General features: G+C 64.4%; 14 protein-coding genes. 2 read left to right on the top strand and 12 right to left on the bottom strand.

The window, feature by feature from the left end; translation table 11 throughout:
• Positions 1–39: 39 nt before the first annotated feature.
• Positions 40–1,149, bottom strand: a complete 1,110-nt coding sequence (locus JSS27_18250) for a glucose 1-dehydrogenase (GenBank protein ID MBS0210889.1) — start codon at positions 1,147–1,149, stop codon at positions 40–42.
• A 338-nt stretch (positions 1,150–1,487) separates the two neighbouring features.
• Between JSS27_18250 and JSS27_18245 the strand changes: the two genes are divergently transcribed.
• On the top strand, positions 1,488–2,756 hold the full coding sequence (locus JSS27_18245) for an MFS transporter (protein ID MBS0210888.1): 1,269 nt from the start codon (positions 1,488–1,490) through the stop codon (positions 2,754–2,756).
• Positions 2,757–2,873: 117 nt separating this feature from the next.
• A complete protein-coding gene (gene ptsP, locus JSS27_18240; protein MBS0210887.1) occupies positions 2,874–4,727 on the top strand; it encodes a phosphoenolpyruvate--protein phosphotransferase in 1,854 nt (617 codons plus the stop codon).
• A gap of 8 nt (positions 4,728–4,735) precedes the next feature.
• Here ptsP and JSS27_18235 read toward each other — a convergent pair whose 3' ends face one another.
• The 11 genes from JSS27_18235 to JSS27_18185 form a co-directional block, all read right to left on the bottom strand.
• Positions 4,736–5,641 (bottom strand): DUF58 domain-containing protein, encoded by a 906-nt coding sequence (locus JSS27_18235; protein MBS0210886.1) that lies wholly within the window; start codon positions 5,639–5,641, stop codon positions 4,736–4,738.
• Positions 5,642–5,648: 7 nt separating this feature from the next.
• Entirely contained in the window at positions 5,649–6,671 is a 1,023-nt protein-coding gene (locus JSS27_18230) for a MoxR family ATPase (GenBank protein ID MBS0210885.1), read from the bottom strand.
• A 128-nt stretch (positions 6,672–6,799) separates the two neighbouring features.
• Positions 6,800–10,618, bottom strand: coding sequence for a hypothetical protein (locus JSS27_18225; protein ID MBS0210884.1), 3,819 nt, complete (start codon positions 10,616–10,618; stop codon positions 6,800–6,802).
• Between the two features lies 1 nt (position 10,619).
• On the bottom strand, positions 10,620–12,302 hold the full coding sequence (locus JSS27_18220) for a hypothetical protein (GenBank protein MBS0210883.1): 1,683 nt from the start codon (positions 12,300–12,302) through the stop codon (positions 10,620–10,622).
• Positions 12,269–14,725 carry a hypothetical protein gene (locus JSS27_18215; GenBank protein ID MBS0210882.1) on the bottom strand — a complete coding sequence of 819 codons (2,457 nt, stop codon included), beginning with the start codon at positions 14,723–14,725 and terminating at the stop codon, positions 12,269–12,271. The genes JSS27_18220 and JSS27_18215 overlap by 34 nt, the downstream gene beginning before the upstream one ends.
• Entirely contained in the window at positions 14,722–17,064 is a 2,343-nt protein-coding gene (locus tag JSS27_18210) for a BatA domain-containing protein (GenBank protein ID MBS0210881.1), read from the bottom strand. Before JSS27_18210 ends, JSS27_18215 begins: the two co-directional genes overlap by 4 nt.
• Positions 17,065–17,178: 114 nt before the next feature.
• A complete protein-coding gene (locus JSS27_18205; GenBank protein MBS0210880.1) occupies positions 17,179–18,315 on the bottom strand; it encodes a terpene cyclase/mutase family protein in 1,137 nt (378 codons plus the stop codon).
• A gap of 135 nt (positions 18,316–18,450) precedes the next feature.
• A complete protein-coding gene (locus JSS27_18200) occupies positions 18,451–22,725 on the bottom strand; it encodes a PQQ-binding-like beta-propeller repeat protein (protein ID MBS0210879.1) in 4,275 nt (1,424 codons plus the stop codon).
• Positions 22,718–23,431, bottom strand: a complete 714-nt coding sequence (locus JSS27_18195; protein ID MBS0210878.1) for an RNA polymerase sigma factor — start codon at positions 23,429–23,431, stop codon at positions 22,718–22,720. The genes JSS27_18200 and JSS27_18195 overlap by 8 nt, the downstream gene beginning before the upstream one ends.
• A gap of 39 nt (positions 23,432–23,470) precedes the next feature.
• Positions 23,471–24,565: an HNH endonuclease gene (locus JSS27_18190; GenBank protein MBS0210877.1), complete on the bottom strand. Its 1,095-nt coding sequence runs from the start codon at positions 24,563–24,565 to the stop codon at positions 23,471–23,473.
• Between the two features lie 564 nt (positions 24,566–25,129).
• Complete coding sequence (locus JSS27_18185) at positions 25,130–26,968, bottom strand: hypothetical protein (protein ID MBS0210876.1); 1,839 nt, start codon at positions 26,966–26,968, stop codon at positions 25,130–25,132.
• Positions 26,969–26,971: the final 3 nt, after the last annotated feature.

The raw sequence follows: 26,971 nt of genomic DNA, 5'->3' as shown, positions 1-26,971 counted from the left end.
GAGGTGTAAAGGCCCCACTCGAAGTCACGACAATCTGAATTACTCATCCGCCACGTCAACGTAGACCTTCAAGGCTCCTTGCGCCCGGTTGTCGACCAGCAACTGCATCATCTGCTGGTAGTTGTCGAGCCCGTGGACCGGATGGGTCAGGATTCGCTGCACGACGCCCGGCCAGGTCATCTCGGCCATCGCCAGATCGCGAATGCCCATCTCGAAGTGCTCGCGATTCGCGTTCACGCTTCCCAGCAGCAGTTTGTTCCCCAGCACCCATTCCAGGTTCAACTTGTCGGCCGGCACTTCGACCTTGTTTTGGCCGCCGGTGACGCTGGTGAATACCAGCACGCCGTTCAGGCCCAGAATCTGCATCGCGCCAAACGCAATCGCGCTGCTGCCAGTGGCGTCGACAATCAGGTCCGGCTTGCCCACCTTTTCGGCTAATTGCTGCGGGGTCGTCTGGCCGGTGCTGACGTAAGTCCCTCCCATCCCTTCGACAATCGACGAGGGCAACGTCGGGCCCGGTGTGCGCGCTAGCGTGAACGTCTTCAACCCGCGCAGCCGCAGGATCAAGGTCGTCAGCAGCCCGATCTGTCCGGCTCCCATGACGAACGCTGTTTGCGGACGCCAGACCTTGAGTCGGCGTTGCACTTCGTAGGCTTGATGAACGGCCTTGGCGGCACAGCTCATCGGCTCGGCTAGCACGTGCAGGTGCTTCATCCCTTGCGGCATCTTAACGATGTACTCGGCATCGTCGACGAAGTATTCGGTCAGAAAGCCGTGCAGCAGATTGATGCCGCGCTCGTAGTAAGTCTCTTCGCTGGTCATGTCACAGGTGCCGATCACGTCGTAGATCGACTTGCCCGGTCGGCGAACCGTGGCGGTGACATAGTCTCCCGGCTTCACATGGTGGACGTTCGGCCCGACCTCGGCCACGACGCCGAAGCACTCGTGCCCCAGAACCAGAAAGTCGTAACCCGGCGGAGCGTTGCCGTACTTGGCCTCGTTGATCTCGCGGTCGGTGGCGTCGACCCCCACCTTGAGCACTCGCACCAGCACGCCCCGGCCGCCGGGAATGTCGCTGACCTTGGGCTTGGGCAACTCGGCCAGGTGAACGGTGTTGGGCTTTCCGGCGCGGACGGCAATGGCTTTCATGGCGAGCGGTAATCCGATGGAGGCTGAGAAGTTAGTGCGACAAGCGGTGAATGCCGCAATCTATTCGCACGCGCTGCCAGCATCAAGAGGCCAGCCGCCCTTAGCGCGTCCCCGACGCCTTGTTATAGTTCGCCCCTCTTCAGAAATCCGGCCAGTTGCTAGCGTGTTCCGCGCGGCCGCTGGTCGACCGCCCCTGGGGTAGTCATCCGCCCCATCCCTCCTGACCGAAACTCCGCTGCGACTTGATACGACACGCGACTTCTTGCCCCACCGCAACTCGGCCCACCCTGGCTGATAAACCGGCTGCCACGAGCTGCCGCGCGGACTTGCGCGCCAGCATGGGGGACTCAGCCGCGTACAACCTGATGGTCGGCTTGGGCGAGCAGTACCTGCCGGCGTTCGCGCTGGCGGCTGGCTTGGGTGAAGTCGCCGCCGGGCTGATTGCCACGATTCCGCTCTTGATCGGCGCGGCCGCTCAGTTACTGGCCCCGTGCGGCTTGCGGTTGCTCGGCACGCATCGCCGGTGGATCGTTCTGTGCGTGACGTTACAGGCGGCGACGTTTCCGGTGTTGGTCGTGGCGGCACTGGCCGGGTGGTTGCCGCTGTGGCTGGTGTTTGGCACCGTGGCGGTCTATTGGGGCGCCGGGCTCTCGTCGTCGCCGGCCTGGAACACTTGGATGGGGGCCGTGATTCCCTCACGGTTGCGCGCGCTCTACTTTGCGCGGCGCACGCATATCGGACAGGCGGCCTTGCTAGTCGCTTTTCTCGTCGCGGGCTTTTCGCTCCAGGCGGGCAAAGCCCACGACATGCTGTTGCCGATGTTCGCGCTGATCTTCGCCTTGGCCGCGGCCAGCCGATTTGCCTCGGCCACATTCCTGTATCTGCAAAGCGAGCCGCGCCGGCCGATCGCCACCGAGCGTCATGTGCCGCTGGCCGAGTTGGGCGCGCGCTTGCGCAGCGGTCACGACGGAGCGCTGCTGCTTTATCTCCTGGCCGTGCAATGCGCCGTGCAAATCTCCGGGCCGTACTTTAATCCCTACATGCTCAACCACTTGAGCTTGTCGTACATCGAATATGTGACGATCGTCGGCGCGGCCTGGGTGGGACGGATCATCTCGTTGCCGCTGCTGGGGCAGTTCGCGCGCCGCTTTGGCGCGGAGCGCTTGCTGTGGCTCGGCGGCGTTGGCATTGCGCCGCTGTCGGCGGCGTGGCTCATTTCCGATCGCTTTGCGTTTCTGATCGGCTTGCAATTGGTGGTGGGCGTGGCTTGGGGGGCGTATGAATTGGCGATGGCGCTGTTGTTCCTCGAAGCGATTGCTCCTGAAGAGCGAACGAGCGTGCTCACGCGCTTTTATTTCGCCCACGCCTTGGCCACGGTCGTGGGCTCGCTGGTCGGCGCCGCGACACTGGCCGTGTGGGGGAAGTCGGTTGTGGTTTATCTGGCGTTGTTCGCCGCCAGCAGCGTGGCGCGCCTGGCCGCGCTCCCCCTCTTGTGGCGAATGGGGCGTGCGACTCCGCGCGCAGTCGACTTAAACGATGTTCTGGACATGCACACGACTTCCGGCGAATTGTCGGCCGCGGAGCAACCGCGACGAATTGCGGCTTAAGGGCTGTCCGGGTAAAAAGGCACTCGGAACCGGCGCGTCGCAATGACGTGGCCGCTATGGTTCGCGAGGCATCGCCGATGCCTCGATCGGTCGCTGGATGTGGGGATCCCAGGACTCATGGCAGCAAACCCTCGGCCGCGGCGAGGAAGCAACGAGGCCACCGAGAAAACAAGGCCCGTCGCCACACGCGCGGCGCGCTTGAGCGGCAAAACCCACCAAGGATTGGCCGTCTCGCCCGGCGTGGCGGTCGGCAGCGCCTACTGCATTCACGAAGTCTTCGTGCCGAACGAGGCCGAGACGGTCGAGCCAGCGCACGTCCACCAGGAACTGCAACGCTACGAGCAGGCCTGTGAAAAGACCGCCGCCGATCTGGTCGCCCTGCGCAGCAAGGTCGAGTCGCAAGTCGGTTCGGACGAGGCGGCGATCTTTCGCTTGCAAGAATCAATCCTCCGCGACCCCGCGCTGGCCGCCAAGGTGCGCGCCGCCGTCAGCGAGGATCACCTGTCGGCCCAGGCGGCCTTGCGCCGCGTCCTGGAAGAATACTCGGCCCTGTTCGCGCGCTCGCACGACGAGTTTTGGCAAGAGCGCCTGTCCGACGTGCGCGATGTGATCATTCGCATCACCGGCCACCTGAGCGCGGCACTGAAGCCGAGCAAGCTGGCGATTGACGGGGCGGTGATCCTGATTGCTGGCGAATTGGTGCCGTCGCACGTGCTGACCTTGGGCAAGCGCGACGTGGCTGGCATTGTCACCCAGGCCGGAGGCCGCACCAGCCACGCGGCGATTCTAGCGCGCAGCCGCGGCATTCCGGCGGTGTCGGGCGTGCCGGATATTTTGCAATCGATCACCACGGGCGACACGGTCGTCGTCGATGGCCGCGAAGGGCGCGTGCTGGTCAACCCCGACTACGAGACATTGCTGGTTTATCGAGCCATGCAGCGCGACGTGGCGAACCTGCGCGAGACCCTGGCGGCAAACTGCTCGGCAAAGTGTATTTCCGCCGACGGTCAAAAAGTGCAGTTATTGGCCAATATCAGCAACCTGTCCGATGCCCAGGCCGCGCGGCGAATGGGCGCGTCGGGCGTGGGGCTCTATCGCACCGAGTATCTGTTTCTGACCCACGCCGACGTGCCCGACGAGGAAGAGCAGCTCGACGCCTATCGCAAGATCATCGCCGCCAGTCCGAACCGCAAGGTGACGATTCGCACGCTCGATCTGGGGGGCGACAAGGCGATTCCCTACCTGGGGCACAATCGCGAGGCCAACCCGTTCATGGGCTGGCGCTCGATTCGATTGTCATTCGAGCACCCCGAGTTTTTTTTGACGCAAATCCGGGCCATTCTCCGCGCCGCCGCCGAAGATGGAAGCCGGCGCAAGCAAGTGCAGATGATGTTCCCCATGATCACCATGGTGGAAGAGCTGCGCAAGATTCACGGCATGGTGAACAAGGCCTGCAAGCAACTGACCACCGAGGGGAAGCCGTTCGCCAAGGTGCCGATCGGCATGATGGTCGAAGTGCCCGCCGCGGCCGTGGCCATCGAGACCATGCTGGACGACGTCGATTTCGTCTCGATCGGCAGCAACGACCTGGTTCAGTATCTGATGGCCGCCGACCGGGACAACCCCAAGGTGAGCCATCTGTGCCAGCCGATGAGCCCGGCCGTGATGCGGACGTTGGCGCACGTCATCGGCGCGTGTGGCCGGCGCGGCACGCCGGTCACGTTGTGTGGCGAAATCGCCGCCATGCCCCGGGCCGCCGTGTTGCTGTTCGGCATGGGCCTGCGCAGCTACAGCATCAGCCCGGCCTTTGTGCCGATGATTAAGGAACTGTTCAGCCACCTGACGGTCGAGCGGGCGCAAAAGACGGTCGAGCGCGTGCTGAAGATGCGCACCACAATCGAAATCACCCGCCACATGCAACGCGAACTGAACGAGCTTTGCCCGAATATCAAGATGCTCGACTCGGAGTAGCGTCGCTTTCAATGCCGGCGCAGGCCGGCGCGCTGGTTCAGATAATCGATCAGCACCCCAGCCAGTTCGCGCCGCGTGTCGACTAGCACTCGCTCGATCCGATTACGCCGGCACAGTTCATCGAGTTGCGTGTTGAACCGCTGCATCGCTTGCAGGTAACTGCGTCGTAATTCCTCGGGTTGGGTCAGCATCTCGTCGGCCGCTTCCAGGCCGATAAACTTGACCATTCCCTCGAATTCGAAGTGCAGCTCATCGTGGTGCATCACCTGGAACAGCACCACTTCGTGTTGTTGAAAGCGGTATCGCTGTAGCACCGGTTCCAGCGCGGCCAGGTCGCCGAAGAAGTCGCTGAAGATTATCACGATCTCGCGCCGTCCGGTGCGCTGGCAGAGTTCGACCAGGCTTTCGGCCAGCCGCGTCTTTTGTTTTGGTTCGCTCCGATCGAGGTGCTCGGTCATCCGCACGATCTGAGCCATCGAGTTGCCCGGCGGCACGTGCCCCGTCACACGTTCGTCGAACGTGCCAAGCGAGACCTTGTCGCGCTGCTGGGCAATCGCGTGTCCCAGCGTCGCCACCAAACGGGCCGCGTAGCGCAGCTTTTGCTCGTCGCCTTCGCCATAGCGCATTGATGCGCTATGGTCCAGCAGCAGATGGCAGACCAGGTTGGTCTCCATCTCGTACTGTTTGATGAAGTACTTGTCGCGGCGATAAAAGAGCCGCCAATCGATGTGCCGCGGATCGTCGCCGCGCACGTACTCGCGATGCCCGGCGAACTCGACGGCAAACCCTGCCAGCGGCGAGCGATGCGAGCCCGCCAGGTTCCCCAGCACCAACCCCCGCGGCTCGATCCGCCGGTTGGCGATGCGGCTCAGCACGTCGGCATCGAGATAGCGCGATAAGACAGTCGCCGACATCGTCGCACTACTCCGCGGGTCGCTCGTAGGTGCGCGAAGCGGGGACCGCTTCCATCAGCGTCTCGATGATCTGCTCGACGTTCACGCCGGCGGCCTGGGCGGCATAGTTGGTCGCCAGCCGATGTCGCAGCGCCGGCCGCGCCATTGCCTGCACGTCGCCGACCGTGGCGTGATAGCGACCGTACAGCACCGCCCGCGCCTTGGCGCACGAAACCAACGTCAGCAAGCCGCGTGGCCCGGCCCCCCAACTGACCCATTGGTTCACAAAGTCAGGGGCCTCGGGCATGGTGGGGCGCGAGGCGCGGACCAGTGCCCAGGCGAACCCGAGTACATGATCGCTGATCGGCACGCGCGTCACCAGCTCTTGCACGGCCAGGATCTCATCGGCCGAAGCGACCGGTTCGAGCGGCTTCAGGCTGCCGCCGGTCACGCGCCGCGCGATCTCCCACTCGTCGGCGCCGCTGGGGTATTGCAAGCGGATGTAGAGCAAGAACCGGTCGAGCTGCGCCTCGGGCAACGGATAGGTTCCTTCCTGCTCCAACGGGTTCTGCGTGGCCAGCACGAAGAACGGCGACGGCAGGATATGCACCTTGTTGCCGACGGTGATCTGCCGTTCTTGCATGGCTTCGAGCATCGCGGCCTGCGTTTTCGGCGGCGTGCGATTGATTTCGTCGGCCAGGATCATGTTGGCGAACAACGGACCCGGCAGGAACTGGTACTCGCGCGTCCGCGTGACCGAGTTCTCTTGAATGATGTCGGTGCCGGTCACGTCGCTGGGCATCAGGTCGGGCGTGAACTGAATGCGCTTGAACGTCAGGTCGAGCACCTGGGCCAGCGAGTTTACCAGCAGTGTCTTGGCCAGCCCCGGCACCCCTTCGAGCAGCGCGTGGCCGCGGGCGAAGATCGAGACCAGCACTTGCTCGATCACTTCATCCTGGCCGACAATGCTCTTGCCGAGTTCTTGCCGGATGCGCTGGTACATCTTTTCGCAAGCCTGTACCGCGGCAATGTCATCTTGTTCCGTCAACATTTCAGACACAGACAGTTCTCCCGTTGTCGATCACGATGCTTATTGGCTTGCTCGCTGTTCGCCCGCACCCACTGCGGGGTGCCACTGGTGGCTTGTTCGACAGTGCGAAACGGCAGCGAGTATCAAACTCACTCCAAGCTCTCATAATACCTTCGCAGCCGTTCCTGGTAGGCCCGCGGCGCCGGCCGTTGTGATTGCGCCCGAATCGCGTCGCGCAGCGACGGCGGCAATTTGGCCACCCACGGTTCTTCGCGGAACGCCCGAGCCGCGGCCGCCCGGTCGTCCTTTGACAAGCCGGTCGGCTTGGCCTGGGCCGACGCGCCCGACTGGCTGTTGCCTCCCGACGAGTTCGTTCCCTCGGCGTTCTCCCCCTGGCCCGAAGCCGCGGTTGATGACGACGCTGTCCCTTGCGCGCCATCGGAACTATCTGCGGTTTCTCCTTCGCCCGAGTTGTTGGCCGCCATGGCCGAGGCCTCGTCAGCAGCCGCGGCCTTGGTCGCGCCGGCGACTTGTTGGGCCGTGACGTCGGGCGATTGCGGAATGAACTTGGTCCCCATCGCCGCCGGCGAGTTGCCGGCCGGCGCGCCATTGGCCGATGGCTGGGCGGCTTTCGCTTGCCCCGACGTGCCATTCTCCGCGTTAGGGGCCGCGGCCTGGTTCGACGTTTGCCGGTCGGCATCGTCAGCAGTCATGGTTGGCTCGTCGCCGCTTAAGCCCTGGGCGTCTTGCAGCGCCTTGCGCAGCGCCTCGTTGGAAATCTCGCTTTGTCCCGAGACGTCTTCGGCCGCCTGGCCAATCGTGGTCTGCGCCTGGGCGAACGATTCCATCGCGTTGGCTTGCTGACGGCGCTGTGCGGCCGACTGTTTCGGCGTTTGCTTGGCGTCGGCCGCGGCCTTTTGTTGAGCCGCGTTCTGTCGCAACCGATCGAGCATCTTGGCTGCGTCTTGTTGCTGGCTGGTGGCGTTCTTCATCGACTGGGCCAGCCACATGTCTTGCGACAATCGCTGCTGCCGAGCGGCCAGGCTGGCCGAGGCACGCTCGTGCGATCGATCGATCTCGCGCTCAGCCGCTTCGTTCGGTTGGCTTTCGGGCGCGGGATGCTCGGCGGCGTTCTTGGCCGCTGTGGCCGCCGCTTCCAACGAAGCCGCCGCCGGGGCGTCGACCTTGCCGCTTTGTTCGGCCAACGCGGCCAATTGCTTGCTGGTCGATTGCATCTGCTCGGCCTGCTCACTCGCCAGCTTCTTGCGCGCAGCGGCGATCTGGCGACGCGCTTCTTCTATCGCCTCGGCCGTCTGCTGTTGTGATTCAATCGTGTCTTCCGGGCGGCCTTGCTCCAGATGCTCGCCTGCACGCTGGCTGCCGCTTTGCGCGCGTTCAATTGGTTTCGTCGCCAATGGCGCGTCCTGTGTCGTTAGCTCTTTGGCTTCGCCGGCCATTTGTTCGACACGACGTTGTGCCGCCATATCGAACGCGCCACCTGGAGCCTTGCCGGCCCGCTCGGCTTGTTTGGCGGCTTGCTCGGCGGCCTTGTTCAAGTGTCGTTCGGCCTCATGGCGCGATTCCTCGGCCGCGTGCGCGTTGCCGTCCAGAGTTTGCCGGGCTGCGGCGGCCGCCATCTGCTGCGCGGCGCGAACTTCGGCCAGCGGCGACTCGGCTTCGGTCGCGGGTACGTCAGGCTTGGCCCCTTCCTCAGGTTTCGCGGCTCCGTCAGGCTTTGCCGATGTATCAGGCTTCGCCGGCGCGCCTTCCAGCAGCTTGGCCAGGCTTTCGGCCACGCGTTGTTGTCGCAGCGTGGCTTCGAGAGGAGTTGCCGTGCGTCCCTTGGCCACGTCCTCGGCGGCCCGGGCGGCTTCACGCTGTTGCCGCCCGGCGTCGGCCAACTGGTCCATCAACTCCAGCCCCGCCGCGGCTTCCTGGCGGCCTGACGCTCGTTGCTGTTCGACGGCCGCTTGGGCCAGCTTTTGATCGGCCTCGGCCAGCCGCTGCATCCGCTCGGTCAGCGACTTGCCTTCCTCTTTGGCGGCGGCATCAACGGCCGCGCGCACCGGCGCCAGAGCTTCGAGCTGCTTGCGGGCTTCGCGATCGAGTTCGCCAGCGCGAGCGGCTACCTGTTGACGAAGCTGGGCGGCGCTTTTGGCCAGCGGCTCGACGGCCGCCTGGGCATTGGGCTTTGGTCCGGCGACCTGCTGGCGAGCCTGCTCAACCTGATCGGCCACTTGCGGCGACTGACCACGTAGGCCTTCGGCCAACTCTCCCAAAACTTGACCTAGCGCCTGTTGCTCGGCTTCGCGCGCGGCGGCGACTTGCTTGTTATCGGACTCGGTGATGGGCTCGGCCAAGCGCCGCGCCGAGGCCACCGCGCGCTCAGCCACTTCGGAAGCCCGAGCCAACTCGCCGGCCTCGACGGCCAAGCGCCGCCGGCGAGCGTCGGCCAGTTGCGTGGCGATTTCAGCGGCGGCCTGATCGGCGGCGCGGCGGGCTTGCTCAATCGCTTGCTTCGCGCTTTCGGGGGCCGCTTCCGGATCGTTGACCATCGCACTCGCGTCGCGCGCGGCCGTGGCCACGGCGTCGAGCTGGGCGACTTGCATGGCCGGCAAGTTCTCGGGCTGAGCCGGGCGCGCCACCGCTTCGGCCGCGCGATCTAGATGCTTGTCCACGTCGGGCTGCTCGGCCGCGTGCTTCGTCACGGCGGCGTGGGTTTGCTGTTTGGCCTGTTCGGCTTGTTTGCCGGCTTGCTCCAGCGCGGCAATCAACTGTTTCCATTCGTCGGCGCTTTTGTCGACCCGATCTTGTTCCGCGGCCGATTGCAGTTGTTCCTCGATCGCCGCGAGATTACCCAGCACTTTGCCTTGCTCGGCCAGGGCGTCGGGACGTCGGCTGTCGAAGATCATGCCCGACGCCTGGTACGCGGCGGCCGTCGCCTGTTCGACGAATGGCGTGGCGGTCGGCTTGTCATTGACCAGCGAGGCCAATCGCCCCAGATCCTTCTGAATGCCCGCTTGTTGCTGGACCAACTGCTCGATCGACGGATCGTCGAGCGTCTCGTTGCGGGTTTTTTCACGTAGTTGTTCTTGTCGCTCTTTCAGGGCTCGGACCATTTCGAGCGCCGCTTCGCGATCGGCGCCGACCAGCCCTTGGGTGTGCTCGATCTTTTCGAGCAGCACGCTCAAGCTGCGAATCACCGCCGTGACGTGTTGTCGCGCGGCGGTGAATTGGGCGGCGTCCATGGTCTGGACCGCGGCATCGACCGACTCGCCAGTGTTCGCGGCCTTGAGGAGCATCAGCCCCTCGGCTGCCCCGTGACCCACTTCGCCCCCCCAGCCTCGCACGTCTTGCAAGACTTCGAGCAGCCGCAAGTAGAGGGCCTTGGCATCGCGCTGGTCCTGAACGGCCGAGAGCAGCGTCGCTTCTTGCCGCGCGCCACCTTGCTCGGTCAGTGCGGTCGTGGCGTCGAGGACCACCCCTTCGACGGCAAGCAGTCGCTTGACCTGGGCCGCCAGTTCCGCCGTCTTGAGCCGGCGAAGCAGATTCTGCCGTTCGACCGACAACCGGACGACGATGTCGCGGATCTTCTGTCGCGCGGCCACGAATGATTTCTCGCGGTCGGTCGCTTGTTCGTCCTGGGCGCGCACCAAGAGCGCAACCACCTCGTTCATCTCGGCTTCGATCAACCCGTCGATGTTGGCCCGCATTTGCCGGATGTCGCGGAACAGCGGCAGCGTGTCGAGGCCGTTTTCTTCCAGTTGCTGCAACTGCAGGTCGAGAATGCCCGAGACCAGCTCGCGGGCCAGGTCGCGGGCGCGCTGTTGTAGTTCTTGCTTATGGCGCAGGGTCTCGACATCGAGCGCCGTGACGCGCGGCGTTTCCTCGGCAGCGCGGATCGGCGCAATGGCCGCCGCGACGCACAGGATGATCAAGGCGATGTGCCGAAGGCATGTGCCGTCCATATTATTCTCCCAACCCCAACTGACGTTGAATGATCGCGTCCATCTGTCGGGCGGTTCGTTGGTCGGCCTCGGACATCGCGGCCAGCACGCCGCGCTCGTCGGTCACGTGGAGCACCAGCGGCTCGCTCGACGCCGTCTTGCCCGGCGTTTTGCCGCGCCAGTCGGTGGCTTCGAGCGTGACCTTGAGCTGGTCCCCTTTCATTAGCTTCAGATCGCGCAGCTCGAACGGCCAGCGCCCTTGGGCCAGTCGTGGCAATGGCTCGGCCAGAGGCACTTCAAAGGTCGATTCGTCACTGGTGCCGTCCGCGCGCTGTATCAGACATCGTACCCGCAAGCTCGCCAGCCCGAAATCATCGGTCGACCCGAAGCTGATGCGCGGCTTGCCGGTCGGTAAGACGTGCTGGGTGACGACGGCCGCGGTCACGCGGGGCGGCCGATCGGCCTTGATGCGAATGGTCCCTTGCAGGGGTTCGGCCAGCGACAGCCCGTCCTCGTCGACGACCTGAATCTCGTAGCGCATCAATTCGTGAATGTTGGCCAGCGGAGTTCCCATGGGCAAGAGCGTCCAATGCCGATTGTCCGCCATCGAACGCAAGGAGAACCGGGCTTCGCCGATCGTACACTCGGCCGAGCGGAGCCCCTTGTTCGCGCATTCGACATGAATCGTCACATCGGTCCCTTCGACCACGGCCAGTTGATGCGAGCCCACGGGGGCGGCGGCTTGCGAGCGCGCGTACTCCGGCGGCGTGGCGTCCAGGCTGACCGTCACCACGGGGAGCGCGATGGCTTGGATATTCACCGGTTCGGTCGTATCGTCCCCCAGCCGCAGCGACAACTCGACGTCGTCGACCAGGCGGGAAAGTTGCAGGTTGAAATGACCATCGACTGTGGCATCGGCTTCGAGCGTGGCTTCGGCCGCCGCGCGGTCAGTGCCCGTGCGCAACAGGGCAATTCCCGCTGTCGGAATCGCGCCTTCGGCGTTGGCCGCCACGCGGACCGGCTGGCCATAGGGCAAGCGGAGCGTCGTGCCACCATGTTCGATATCGATCGGTTGGCCATTGACGGAAACCGTGACGATCCGCGTGGCCGTCGGATAGCGCGCCGGTTGAAGCGCCAGACGCCGAGCGAAAGCCCCCAGGTGCGCCGGGGCGATCAGAGTCGCCAGCCCCACGGCCAGCAATGCCGCGCCGGCGTACAGGGCTTGCCGGTTGAGCGCGCGGCGTTCGTGCGACCAGTCAGCGTCTAACTCCTCGCTAAATTGTCCAACGTAGCCGATCACCGCTTCGCGCAGGATGCGCGAGCCCCAGCTTTGCGCGGCGGGTTTCTCGAATTGCAGGGCCGCGACCAGGTCGTTCTCCAAGGCGTGTTGCTGTTCGAGCCAGAGGGCCGTCCGCAGCTCGGCATCACCTGCTCGGCTATCGCGCGCCCGGTGCAGCCACAACGCCGCGGCCCATGCAACACCGGCAGCTAGCAACAGCGACAGTCGAGCGCCGACCCGCAGGTTCAACAGATAGTCCAGCGCAAACACCACCGCCAGCAACACCACCGCCACCCACAGCGCGCGGCAAAGCTGGGTCGCCAAGCACAGCCGCGCACGCCGGCGCGCAATGCGGCGCAACCGCGCGCGCAAGGGCGAGCGCGCCCCGATCGCTAGGCCAGGTTGATTAACTTGCGCAGTAGCCATTCGACAATCAGCGTGCAGACCAGGAACAGAAACACAATCCAATTATGACCCAACGGGATGACTTCAATCGAGGACTGACTTCGGCCGTGGGCCGGAATTTCCTCGGGCAATCGGTCGGCGGTGATCAGATCATAGCTGCGACCGCCGGTCTGGGCCGCCAGTTGCTGCTGGAGCGACACATTCCGCCGCGCGGTCCGCCGCTCGACCGAAATAGGCGTGACCTGGAACGTCACTTCGACCGGTTGTCGGGCCAGCGGATCTTCGATCTGAATCCGATGCTCCCCTTCAACCAGCGCGGTCAAACGCGTTTCATAGACGCCCGGCCGGACTTGCGCCAGCGACAACGGTTGCTGGTCGCGTGATGCGTTGCTACCAGCGGCGGTCGACGAGCCGGCCGCGCCACGCGCCGGTAGCGAGACATGACCGACGAGCTTGCGATCGGGAAGTTTGTCGCTAGTGAGCGGGTCGTAATCCTCGTCAAAAGCGTCAACCGTCACCAAGACCGAGTCATCGACCTGATAGCTTTGCCGATCGGTGCGAACGACGAATCGCTTCTGGCTGCCGAGCGTGTGGCTCAGTCCCAGCCGATAGATCATTTGGGCCCAGAAGTGCCGGTAATACTTTTCGCCGTACTTGCGGCGCAGTCGCCACATCTCGTTGAACGCCAGATAGACCACCTGGCCTTTGCCATAGGGACGCATCACCAAGAGCGGCTGCGGCGTGCGGCCGTCGACGCAACGATCGGTCGGATGGGCCAACAGGATCGTCGCTCCGTCGCGCACGCGCAACACTGGCTGATACCAAGGCAACGGGTTCAGCGCGCTCCAGGCCTCGCGATTCTCCTGCGGTGTCGCGCCCAGTTGCATGAAGTCGTAGTGCGAGGCCTCGGGCGTCAGCCGCGGCGCAAACGGCCGCTCGTCGCGCAGCCGCGCGTCGGGGTCGACCACCACGGGGAGCAAGTCGGCCAGCGGCGTATGGGCCAACTGGCCGGGACCGAAATTAGGGCCGGCCATGACCACCAGTCCGCCCCCAAACATGTCGACAAACTCTTTCACGCGCTCGCCAAAACGGGTGCTCAGCGATTGCCCCGGCACATCTCCCAGAAAGATCACATCGTTGGCAAAGAACTCGCTCCGCGGGGGCACGAGCGACGGCAGGAACAATTCGTTCGACTGTCGCACCTTGGGATCGGCCGAACGTAAAAACGTGCGGAAACCCCGCTGACCCACCAATGGGTCGCGGTGGAAAACTTCCTTGACGAATCGCCACTCCCAAGTCGGTTCGTGCTCGACGAACATCAAGCGCAAGAAGTTGTCCTGGACCACCGCTTCGCGCCGGGCGACGTTGTTTTCGCGAACGACTTCTCCTTCTTGCGGATCGACTTCGGCGGCAAAGACCCAGCGGCCAACTTCCTCGGGCGTGACCGGCATGTTAATGGTCATGGTCTCGCCCGACAGCTCAACCTGTCGCTCGCCGAGCACGCGTGACGTGTTCGGTCCCTCGCTATGTCCCGGCGGCCAGCCAATCAGCCGGACGTTGACGGTGCGCCCTTCTAGTTCAGTTTGTTTGAGCGTCACCGTTAGCGAGGCCGCCTCTGATTTCTTCAGTAATAGCGGCGCTGTCAATTCAATTGACAGATCGACTGCCGCTTCGGGGCCGATACCCACGGTGTAGATCGGTGCATGCAGCCGTTCCACCGTTGTCAGAGCGGGCAAGCCCGAGTTCTGATCAAAGTCGCTCACCACGACGACCCCGGCCAGGTTCTGGCTGGTATGTCGATGGGCCAGGTCGGCCAGCGCGTTGCCGATGGCCGTCACTTCGCCATTGCTGGTTAATTGTTCGGCGAGTTGTTGACCAGTCAGCGCGGTGTCGCTCGACGCTTCGTTCTGCAGGGGGCGGACCCCAGCATTACGATCGAAGATGAATGCCCTCAGTCGAAATCGTTCGGATAGGCGCGCGATCCAGGGGTCGCGCTCACGGCGCAGTAGCGACTTTACATACTCTTGCCGATCGGGCACGGTCGACGATGCGGGCAAGTCGAGCACGTTGTTCAACTGTTGGCGCTGCGTCGTCGCCAAATCGTCGGCGATCGCCATGCTTTGCGTGCCGTCGAACAGCAGCCAGAGCCAAGGCCGCGGCTGTCGATCCACTCGCATCACCAGCGAAGGCTCGGCCAGCAGCAGCAACACCAACGCCAGCGCCGCCGCCCGCAACGTGGTCAGCAAGAATCGCACGCTGCGCGAGCGAACCGCTTGATAGCGGCGATAGAACAACACCGTGACCAAGATCAACAGCGCCACGCAGCCCCACGCCAGCCAGGGGAACTGCTGTGCCCATTCGGCCGACAGCGACAGTCGAAAATCGACCAAGCTGGCGTGGCCAGCGCCTGGCGCGCGACCAAGTAGCGTGTTGAGCCAACTCATGGGCGCGCCTCCGGCCGGCGATTCGGCCAGCCCAAGACGCCCAACTCGACGATCAATCCCACCCCAGCCAGTGCCAACAGCCAGGTCCATAGCGCGCTGGCCGACTGTCCGACCGCGGCAATGCTGATCTCGCCGTCGGTTGGCACCACCTCGACCGTCATGTCAGCGAGCCGGGCCAACAGTTCTTCGTTCTTGAGCGGCTTCAGTTCGCTTTCACGTTCGGGCCCCTGCACCGCCAGCGGGAACTGCCAATCGGTCGCCGTGTCGGCGGCGTCGCGCAGGCCCACGACTTTGTATAGCCCGCGCCGCATGATGCCGCGCAAGACAATGCCATAAGCCCGCTCGCCGAGGGCTTCGACGCTCAGGGCGTCTTCGGCTCCTTGCGCGTCGTAAAGTCGGAACTGCCAGGTGCGCTGCGTCGGCGCGATGGGCAGGACGATCGGTTCGCCGGCCGCGAAGTCGTGACGCGGCAAAGTGGTAGCCAGCAGGTCGCGCATCATCCGGTCGAACATCAACACCGCGTTGCACGTCGTTAGCGTGTTCCAATCGGACTGGATCGCGGTCGAAACGAACAGCGCCTGGCCACGCCCGATGCGGCGCTCGACCAGGAAGGGCTGATTGTTGTCATAACGCGCCAGCACGCGCGGCTGACGCCGGAGCGAATCTTGCTCATCCTTGGCGTTGGCGGGCTCATCCGCTTCGTTTTGCGCCCAGAGAAGCCAGCGCGGCGGCGCGGCTTTTAGCTCTTTCTCAGTCACCGCGGGTGATGTAAACGCGGCCGGCTTTTCGTCGATCGCCACCGCCTGAAAGAACAGCGGCTCGCGGTACAAATCGGCCAACTCCTCGGTCGAGGCATCCTCGATCGTGAAGAACGGATGCTCCAGCCCGGCGGTCGATAACCGGAACGGCGTCAGCGGCCTGTTCGAGTCGACCGGCCGGTGGCCGATCAATTCTCCCTTCAGCGGCAATGGCAGAATGCCGCGGCCATCGAGCCAGGCCTGCGTGTGCCAACTTGCCGCGTCGAAATCGGCACCGGCGGCGACGAGCAGCGGCCCCCCTTGCTCGACATACTCGCGCAGCAGCTTCACGGCCGGGCCGGGCGCTTCGACGCCGGCGATCACCACTAGTCGGGCGTCTTCGAGCAGCTCGCGATCGACCTCTTCGACCCGCACGTGCCGTATCCGCACGGCGTGCCGGGCGGCGTCGCGCTTGCTGCCGGGGGCGAGCAACCGGCGCAGGCGATACGTCTCGCCGAATCGACCTTGCGCCGGGTCTTCCTGATCGCCAAGGTTGTCGATGAACACGACGGGCAAGCTGGCCACGACCGGAATCGCCAGCGAGCGGGCATCGTCGCCGGCCAGACGATCGGGTGTCAGTTCCACCGTGGCCGAGACGTACGTGGCGTGGCCCGCTTCGACGCTGACGTCAAATCGGTGCGTGAAGGTCACTTCGCGCCGCTGGCCCGGTTCGAGATCGACCGTCTGACTTTCGACGGGCGTGCCATCGACAGCCAGGGTGACCTGCACGTTGCGCCGCGGGTTTGTCCCTTCGTAACGGATGGCGGCCACGAACTCAGTCGCGGTTTCGACGTCAGCCACGCCGTCTTGCACGCGGACGTCGGCCACCCAGGCGTTGTCCAGGTGCTCCGCCGCCAGTGACACCACTTGCAGATCGCCGTGGGCCGACAGTTCCTTGACGGGCAGGTCGCTGGGCCAGTTGACCGCTTGCAGATCGCTGAACAGCACCATCCGCTTGCCGGGCAACTCGGTCCCGCGCTGACAGGCCCGCAGCGCCGCTTCGACCAGCAGATTGCTCGACGCGGTTCGATCGACCGGTTCAATCAGGTCGAGCGCCGCCAACGCGTCATCCTTGGTCCGGTAAGGGTCGGCGCTGTAGTCCGCCGGATCGCTGGCAAAGGGGATCACGCTGATCAGGCTTTCGGCGGGCAAGCGATCGATCAAGCCGCGTGCCCGCTGCCGGGCGTCGTCCAGCAGCGTGCCATCGACGCGCTGATAGCCCATGCTCAGACTGTTGTCCACGAGCAGCACGGCGTGAATCGGCCCGCCGGTCGCCACGGCCGAAGCGGTCGGCGTGCATTGCGCGCGGGACAGACCCAGACCGATCAACAACAGGCAGCTTGAACGCAACGCCAGCAGCAGCAGATCGCGCAGTTGCAGCATCCGCCGCTGGCTGCTCATCGCCTCGCGCAGAAACTCCATCGCCCCCCACGACACCACGCGATACTTGCGCCGATGGAGCAAATGGATGATCACTGGCACGAGCGCGGCAAGCGCGCCCGCCGCGGCAAAGGCCAATCCACCGGCAGGAAAGCTGATCATCGGGGCGAGTCAACGAGGCGCGGGAAGGAACCAATCACGAATCAGACGAGGATGGAACGAACATTAGCAGCGAGCAGTCGAAGCGGTGTCCGGCGATCAGCGTTGGCCGAAGCGTTACGGTTGGCCAAAGCGCTTTTGCAAGGTGTCGATGCGACCTTCTTGGAGGATGGGCAGATAGCGGTTCGGCATGGCCAGCACAAAGCACGAGACCGCGGTGGCGTAGAGCTTTCCCTCTTCGCCACCGACGCGGCGATTGTCGCTCCAGCAGCCGTCGCTGTTCGGATCCTTGCCGGCAACCTGACTGGCCACCAGCGCGTCGCGCAGCGGCGGGTAAAGCTTGCTCCACGTCTCGCCACCCACCTGGTAAATCGCCTGGCCAACGTAATAGGTGGTGTACGAGTCAAAGGGGCCTTCGCCGTTCGGCTTCACCGACTTCATGTCCTTGATCGCTTTCGAGATCACCTCGACGTTTTTGCCTATGCGCCAGTCGTCGTACTGGCCAAATTCTTGCAGGCAGACCACGCCGCATGCCGCCATGGCCAGCGTGCCACGGTCGTTGCCGGTGTACGTGAATTGTCCCGGCACGCGCTGCATGGCCTGCTCGTCGAGCTTCGAGCGATCTCCGTCGACCGAGGGGCGATAGTGGCGGCGCACGCTCTTGATGGCTGACTCGATCACCTCGGGAGGAACTTCCAGGCCGCTGTCCACCGCGCTGCGCAGCGCCTTGGCCTGCATCACCGCCAGGCTCAGGTCGTGACCCCGCGGACGGCGCTGGGCCTGGTATTCCCAGCCCCCGTCGTCGCATTGCGTGTTGGCAATCAGCTTCAACGCCCGATCGAGCGCCGGGCTGATTCGCGGATCGCTCATCATGCCGTGCGCCTGGCCCAGCACAAAGCACGACAGGCCGTGGTTGTACATGTCGCGCTGCGGCCCCGCCACGTTGAGCAGACCCGACGGCTTGGCGCTTTTCAAGATGTAATCAAGCGCCCGTTCGACGACCTCGCCGTACTGTCCGCGTCCCGGCGCGTGGCCATCGGCCATAAAGGCCAACGCCCCCATCGCCACCAACCCCAGGTTCTCGGAATTCCAATTCCCCTGCGGCCCCTGATGACGCGCCAGCCATTTCAAGCCCCGCTCGAGCGCGGCCTGGCTGGCCGGCGTGACTTCCCAGTCTCCCTCGGCGCGCGCCCGACCAGCGTGGCCAACGACCAATGCCAAGGCCGCGAGCCAAAGCCCAACCTGGCGGACCATGTGACAGGGACAATTCGCGCTCAAAGGGCACTTTCGCAAGGCGGGAACGGGGCCGAGTTCCGCCCGCGACCGGCCGTCGCTAAGCGGTTACCCCTATTTGACTTGATGCGGGCAAAAGTTACAGGCCCCGGCCCGTTATTTTTGCTTCGATTTGTCGCTGGTCCGCTGGATTTCGGCCACCCAGGACGCCGGCAACGGCGAACCAGGCTGCAAGGCCACGTCCTCGGCCCGTTTCATTTCGGCGAGCGAGCGATAGGGGTCGCGCCGCTCGCCCGCCACCAGCCCCCACAGTCTTCCACGCAACGCGACCAGCGCGCCGCACGTCGGCCGCTGACCCGTCAACTCGTTGAGCGTCATCGCGGCCAGGCTTTGTCCCGATCCAGCGTCGAACCAGGTGAGCGTGACGCGCGCCTTGTCGACCAGTCCGGGCTGCGCGAGCAGGATGCGTCGCGCGTCGACCAGCGCGGCCCCCGACTCGGGTGCGATCGTCCGCTGCCATTGCAAGTCGCCCGAGTCGTTGGCGACGGCGAGCAGGCGATCGCGGGTGCGGATCAACGTCGTCTTGTCAGTAAGCGTCAGGTACTCAAGCGTCTCGAACTCGACGCGCTGCCAGTGCCGCTCGCCGGTGGGGAGGTCAAAGCAACTGACCAGCGGCACGCCGGGCTGCGAAACAATCACCCGATCGCCGACGATCAACGGCGGCTGGGCTCGCCAGGTTTGCGTTTTGTTGTCCAGCATGCCGCCGGTCCAAGCCTGGCGGCGCAGCCAGCGCAACTGGCCATCGAGCGTCGTGGCCACCACCACGCCCCCGGTCGCTACCACCAGCAAGTCGTCACGCCGCGCGGCGTGGCACGGCGTCTCGCGCTTCCACACGTCGCGCAATTGCAGCAGCGGCCACTCGGCCTCGACATTGCCCGATTGAGCGTTTAGCCTTGTCAGCGAGAGTTGCACCGTATCGGCCTGGGGCCAGGCCGCGGTGACCAGCACGACGCTCGAACCGACGGGGAACGGATCGCTGACTGGCTGGATCGTGTCGGGGGTCTTCCAGAGCGGGTGGCCGTCGCTTAAGTCCAGGCACACCACGTCGGCGCCGCCGGTGGTGAGCCGGCGCGCAAAGACCTGGTTGCCACGCACCGCCGGTTTCATGGCGGTCAACAGATGTGCCGCCGCGCTGCCGGGCGAAGTCGACGGCGCGGTCCAGAGTCGCGTCCCTTTCTCCAGATCGTACGCTGAAATCTGGAATCGATTGCTGACCAGCAGGCGATCGTCAACTTGCGTTGTGGCCAGTTGCCAACCGAAACCATCGATATCGACGCGCGACATCTGCTCGGGCTTATCGCCGACCGAGCCTTCGAGCTTGTGCAGGTTCTCGGCTCGGCAAGCAAACGGCCCGGGCACGGCCAATTCTTTGCGCCGCGCGGCCGTCACGCTTCCCGAAACGTCGGGGCTGGGTGCGGCCCGCCGCAATTGCGCCACCAGCCGTGCCGCTTCCTCGGGCGACATCGACTCATCCCCCAGCGTCAACGGCGCAGACGGCAGCGATGGCGTCGGCTGGCCGAGCGCCGCGGTCGCCAGCTCGCGCCGCCACCGCAAATCGTTGCGTCGCATGGCGAGCGATTCGTTGTCGGCCAGTTGATAGTAGCGCGCCGCTTGCTGAGCGTCTCCGGCGGCCAGTGCGCGATCTCCGAGCCAAAGGTGCGCCTCGGCCGCCGCCGTGGTGCCGGGGAATTGCAAGGCCACCAGGGCGACCGTCTCGGCGTCGGCTTCGTTGGCGGCCTGGCGAAATCGTAACTGAGCCACCGAGCCGAACTCTTGTTCCATCGTCTGGCGTAAGCCTGGTTCGTCGCGCATGATGGCGGCCACCGCTTCAGGGAGCGGCGTCAGCCAATCGGGATCGCGCTTGCGCGGAATCAGACCGTCAAGCTGGCCCAACGTCAGATGGTTCAGCACTTGGCACGCATCCTTCAGCGCGCCGCCGCTGACGGCCGCTTCAAAATCGGCCAGCACGTTGAAGCTTTCCTTGCCCAGTTGCTCGACCAGCGGATGACGCCATTGGGTGGGCACCGCGGTCGGGGGACGCTGCTCGTGAAGCTGATCCTCGGGCAGGTTGCGAACAGCAAGTGCCGCGGCCCAATCGGCCAGACGCATGGTCTGCTCGCGTTCCAAAGGCAGGCGATCTTCGGGGTGCCCCCGCGCGCCGTCGCTGTAGCTTCGCCCGCCAAAAAAATGGAGTTGGCGGCAGAACTGGTGAACTAGGTTCCAGTCGTCACGCATGACCAGCTCGATGAGCTGACGGCGGAGCAAGCGGTCGATGAAAAAGCTTTGCGTGCTGACGGCCACGCTCGACGTGCCGATCAACGACGGCTCGATCAAGTCGTACGGGCTACGGACCCGATCTTCACCGGCGGCCAGGGCGACGGCAGTGTACGTGTCGATCCACTTGTTGCTCAGCACGCCCATGCTGAGGTCGATCAGCCCGCCCAGCGCGTCGAGTTGCCGCACCCGGTCGTCTTCAGATAAAGCCGAGGTTTCGACCGCTTCGAGCAGCCCATTGGCCAGGCCGGAGCCCAGCACGCCATCCGCGCCGGCGGCTAGCGCCTCGACGGCGCAGGCCGCAGTCCACGCCTCGGCGGCCACATTCTTGGGTCGGGCCGCGAGAACCGTCTTGAGCCAAGCGTCGAGCGTTCCCTGCGTGGGTGCCGACTTACGAACCTGGTCCAATATGTCAGCTTCGACGAACAAATTAAGCGTCGGCGGGCGGGCCAACTCGATGCTGCGCACGACGAGTTGGCGTTGCCCCTTGCCCGAGTTGCCGTACAGCCCGACGCTGGCGATGCGCCCTTGCGGCTCGCGGATTGGCTCGAACATCCGGGTCCAGGTTTGGCCGTCCTCGCTGATGGCACAGCGCACCGCGCCACCGGCCACGGCCAGCCGCAACCAGAACGGCCGCGCCGTCCAGGTTTGGATTGGCGTCTTGTCCCGGTTGAACTTCAACTCGTTGCGTGAATCGAGCGAGCGCGTGAACGTGTAGGCGTGCCCGCGCGAGTTCTGGGCCGCCACGAACGCCACGCCCACGCGCGGCTTGCCGTCGGTGTCGCCCAGGTAAACGGCCGTCTGCGGTGTCGACGACTCGATTCGGAATAGGAACTCGGTGGGCCTAGTTACATCGACGGGGAACCAGGCCCGGACGTCGCGATCGGGATTCGTCGCCGTCAGCGACAACGTGCCATTGGGCGCGGGGCTCCAAATGGCCCCTTGCGGGAGCGACGTTTGCCAGTCGCGCTCTTGTGGCGTCGCCACGACCGTGCGCGGCGTGGGAACGGTGAACGAGAATGGCTCGCTGCGCAGTAGCTCCATGCCGGCCAAGAAGGCGGTGTCCTTGCCGCTGTCCAGGATCACCTCTTGCGGAGCTTCGGCCAGCGGCACGATCAGCAGGGGAATCTGGCCGCGCGACAGGACGATGTGAGCCGCTTGATACCGCAGCTCGACCACGCCGCGCCCCAGGCGCGCGTAGCGCTGCTCGTCGTGCGTGGTAAGCGACAATGCGTCGGGCGTCGGTTGCGCGCCGCCACGCGTCGCCTGGTACGCCGCCCAGCCCAGGTACGGCTTCTCGAAATAGTCGAGCGTTACCCCTTGCTGGCCGGCCCACAAATGCAACTGAAAATCGCTCGGCTGGCCGACGTTGATCCGCCACACGGTGCCGGGCGTCCAGGGGGCGAGCAGCCGGAACCGCCCGCGCATCGACAAGCCATTCACGCGTCGCCGCGTGGCCGATTGGGACGAGCCCGACAGCGTCTGCCACCATTGGCTCAGATCGTTCGCCGCGCGCCCCGAGGTGTCGAACGGCAATTCGTCGTAACACGCCTGGGCAATCGGCCGCACCGGCCGCGCCAGCGTCTCGACCCACGGCGCCGCCTGGCCCCCAGCACCGGTTGCGGGCACTACCGGGACTGCGATTGGCTTGGGCATGGCCGGTTCGTTGTTTGCCGGCCCGGGATCGGCGTCGGGCATGACGGCCGCGTTGGGTTGCTTGTTGTCCGTCGCGCCGCCGACGGGTTTCGTCGGACCGGTGTTCACGGCCACGACATGTCCGGCCTCGTCGCTTGCCGGCCGATTCGCGACGCGGTAGCCAATAAACGAAAGCGGCACGAGCACCGCGGCGGCCAGCGCGACCGCGATCAGTCGTCGCCGGCGGCGCAGGCGCGCGGCTCGTTCAAGAACCGCAGTCACATCGACGCCGTAGCGCCCCAGCGCCGTGTTGAGCAATTGCTCCAGGCGAATCTGCTCGCGAATCGCCCCGCGCAGTTCGTGCGAGAACGGCAGTCGCTGCCTGAGCAGAGCCAACTGGCTGGCGGAAAGTTCCTCGGGCGGCGTCTCTTGCACCAGCCGGACAAGCTGGTCGTCAGTCATCGTCTTCCGCCTTGAACTTGCGATCGAGGCAGTTCTTCAACGCCTGACGGGCGCGAAACATCAACAGCTTGGCCGCCCCTTCGCTGCGGCGGAGCTTGTCACCGATTTCGGACAGCCGCAGTTGCGAGCAATAGCGCATCTCGATCGCTTGCCGCGCGCTGTCCCCCAGTCCGTCCAGACAGCCCGGCAGATGATCGAGCCCGGCCTCGGGTTCGTCGGCTTCGACCTCGGCCAGCGTGTCGAGTTCGAGGCAAAGCTGTGTCCAACCCGATTCCTTGCGCTGCCGCACGCGGCGGACATGCTCGCGCAGCAGGTTGCGGGCGATGCCGATCAGCCAGGGGCGAATGTCATGCGAGACGGAGAAGCGTTCGCGGGCCATGAAGCAGCGCAGAAAGACTTCCTGGGTCAGATCCTCGGCGTCGTTGGACTGCAAGAGTCGCGCCCGCAGGTAGCCAAAGACGAGCATCTGGTATCGCTCGACAATCTGGGCAAAGGCGGCCCGGTCGCCTCGCTGCATGGCTTCCAAAAGCGCCCGCTGGTCCTCGGGTACGGTGTCGGTCGCCGTGGCTGTCACGCCGCTCGCCATCGCGTCTTCAGCAGAAGCGGCGTTGTTAGCAATTTCGGGCGCAGCCTCAGCCGGCGCGGCCACGTCGCGTGGCGTCAGATCGGCGGGAGCGTGGGCAGGCGGGTCAAGTTCCGAGGCCATAGTCCGTTCATCGTACCCGGCTGCAACTAGATGCGGCAACTATTTGGACTGGACCGGAGAAATGAACACGACAGCGTTCAAACGCTGCTGAAATAATTCGAATCGATCTCTTAGAGCCTTTTCGGAGGGGCGGTGAAGCTGTTCACATATAAGCTTTGTCCCGTCCAATGAGGCATATGCTGTGTCGGCGATCACATCAGGATGGAGCCTGATTACCAGGGATTCAGGTTCAATACCAAGAAGATTTAGGTCGAAAAGCGTGTGTATGTCTGCGCGTAGAAGCAAACCGTTCCGGGGATGGTTGTCTTCAACGCCTCGATATGGGCTGATGTGAGCCGCTTCGAGGACGTCAAGCAGGCTGCAGCCAGTCACAACACAACGATTGCCATAACGAACTCGCAACGTATCACGAAACGACTGCTGCCCTCGACGCTCTTTGATTTGTCGAAAGACGTGCCTGCGCCGGTCATTGCCGCACGGTTGAAAGTCAGACTCTACTTTTTCGGTGTCTAATGTTTGGTTCGCCTCGTCCGCAGAAACGTAATGAGCGGATATGTTGACGACATCAACGACACCTTGATGGTTCCATAGCGCGGCAGCAACTTCTTGGCCACCGCGATCGTCTTGTAGCCAAATTGTAGGACTGCTTCCATTCATCGCATGGTTCTTTTTCCTGCGCCCCGCCCTGCCCTCTTTGATTATCCTAAGGCTGATGTCTCGCTGCGCCGTCCAAATTGGAATGACCTTCGAGAGTGGTACTAGGGCGGCGTATCGGATTTTGTTGTCTTCGGGTTGTACAAACAGGACATGAGTGATGCCGCGAGCTTGCTCGCTCGCAATCTTGCGCGAGAGCGAACCTTCCCAGTCACCTTTGACGTCAGCTAGCAATTGAGCGGCAGAGTATGTCTGAACCCGTTTTGAGTCCCGGCTGTTTTCTTGGCGGCGCCAGCAGAGACGGACAGAAATCGAAAGCCGATCACCCGCTGGTGAAACTGCGCCAATTGCTTGCCGTTTGCCACTCCGTTGGTCTTTGACATCAGTGAATCCTCGGCTCGCTAAAAACGCAGGCAGAATGGCGCGTGTGCGCTCCTCAGCAGCAAGGCTGTCTGCCGTTCGGAAAACACGCTTTGCCATGGAATGCCTCAGTTACTCACTTAATGTCGAATCGCATCCAATTAGCTGCGTAAGTGCGGCCTACGCGTTTAGATGCAGCGCAGCCGACAAAAGAACGAAAGATGGTGCTAGTTGATTCAGCTCGCAAAACTGCACTTAGTCCATTCGCTCGGCATGCAAAGAATCTGCGAGTTGTAACGCTTTGGCCTTGCCTCAGCGTTGCTTCAACCAGCCATCACAGCCTGCCGTGCCCATCTTTGAATCTTTGCATCGAGCGACGTGCCCCTTGCAGGAAAAACACAATATCTTCTTGCATTTACTGCATTCGTAAACTTGGCTTTGCGACTTCTTGCGGTTACAGCCGTGGCAAATAAAGTCAGCCATCGTATCGCTCCATGTTGCGGTATTGATGTATCACTGGCTACAAACAATACCCAACCCGTAAACAGATGTCACGCATTCGTGACGCGTGGCCCAACAACTTGTTTTTCGAGATGCGCAGCCTCAAGAGGGATCGAGGCGTTTCCCATTGCCCTCTTGTCGCTGCGCGACACCGACAACTAGTTGTCGGTGTTACCCAAACTTTTATTTCGTGATCATCTCGACGCCATGCCAGACGATTGCTGCTGGGCGTGCGGGTGACGTGATTGTCACTTCGACTCGGACGTCGCGGCTGGTGAAGTCGTTGAGGGCGATCTTCACCGGTAGCGGCAGGCGGCCTTCGCGCCAGACGGGCACGTCGCCGTCGTAGAGTTGCCGGTCTTCCACGCGCACAATCAATCGCGACGAGCGCTCGACCGGCGCTTCGGGATGAGACAATAGCAGGCACAGGCTCGGCCGCTCGGCCGTGATCGTCAGCTTGCGGCTGAACTTCAATGATCCTTCGCGCGGGATGAAACAGACGCGGAACGTCCGGCCGCCGTCGGGCGTGGGAGCCAGGCGCTGCACGACATCGACCCGCTTCTCGGGCGTGTCGCCGAGCCAGGACGACAGGCCGGGGATCGTTTCGATCGCGTGCTTGGCCACCAGCTGCGTCAAAGCCGCGCGGTCCAATTCGACCAGCGGCTCGAACCAGTTCCAAACGTCGCGCACGTCGAGCGGGTCGGCCCCGCGCACGCCGGGCTGATCCAAGCTGTCCACCACCAGGGCCAAGCGTTGCTCGACGCTTGTCGTCGACGAAGCCGGCGTGAGAGGGATTGGCGAGGTCGCTTCGGCCGCGCCGGCCCCCTGACGGATCGGCGTCTCGAACAAGACGGTGGGCCGCGCGCCGGCCGAAGCATTTGCCGTCGTGAGCGTCACCCGGCCGCGCGCGTAGCCGCCTGTGCCGACCAGGTCGTCGAGCCCGAACTGGGTGCGGAACGTGGCGGCCACCGGCGGCAGCTCGAACAGCAGCTCATCGTGCGCCTGAACGCCCCAACCCCAAGCCGCCAACCGCCCGCCGCAGCGCATGGCCGTCCCTTGCACGTTGGCGTCGGTCCGCGGCTCGCGCCACGCGCCGCCCAGGGTGTGCCGGGCGCGGTGCGCCGCCGGTTCGAGCGAAGAAAGAGGAGCTTCGTGTGGCTCGAACCAGACGCGCAGCCGAATCTTGGTGTGTGGCACGAGCAGCCGATCGGGACTCCAAGCCGGTTGCACGAAGTGTTGCCAGTTGTCGGGCTTGTTGGCGTCGCGCATTGCTTGGGCGCGGTAGCGCTCGATGCTGGTCGTCAGGCGCAGGCCGTCGATCGTTTCGAGCTGCACCAGCCGCGATTGCACGTTGGGCGACAAGTGAGCGAGCGCGTCGAGCCAACTGCTCCAAGCAGGGCGCGCGGGCAAGTGCAGCTCGGCAATCTGCTCCCACGGCACCAGCGACGTTCCCTGGTCCAAGAGCAAGCGCACGCCGGTGTCGGCCCAGCGCAGCGAGCGGAACGGTTGCCGGCGGCCGTCGCGATAGAAGAGCGTGGCCGGTTGATAGTGGTTGGCCGAGCGACGCTGCCAGACCACGCGGCGAATCTCGTCGGGCCAAACGCGCAGGGCGCGCGGCTCGGCGGCCACGAGCCAGGGTTGAGGCGTTTCGACCAGCAGGCACGCCGGCTCAGGAATCTGGGGCAGCTCGACGGCCGACTGAAAGCCGGTCACTTTACCGGGCAAGGTGTCGCCGCCGAAGAACTCGACGAAAGCCGTGGGCTGCGCGGCGGGGAGCAACTGCGTATCACGCAGCCAGCGCAAGGCCGGCGCGCCCTCGAACAGGCGGCGGCCGGCCAACTCGGGATGGCCGTCGGAGTTCCCCCAGTCGCGAACTTCGCCGCCGGTGGTCGTCGTGCCGTCGAGCCAGCCGGCAACATAGCGCGCCGGATCGGCGGCCGCGCAAGTCGATGATGCGCCAAATACAGCGGCGCAGGCGACCGCGACCAACATGAACCAGCCAGCGCGAACGATCCGCCGCATATC

Source organism: Planctomycetota bacterium (genome assembly GCA_018242585.1).
Taxonomy (GTDB): Bacteria; Planctomycetota; Planctomycetia; order Pirellulales; family PNKZ01; genus JAFEBQ01.
This window is presented reverse-complemented; position numbering and strand designations above follow the sequence as displayed.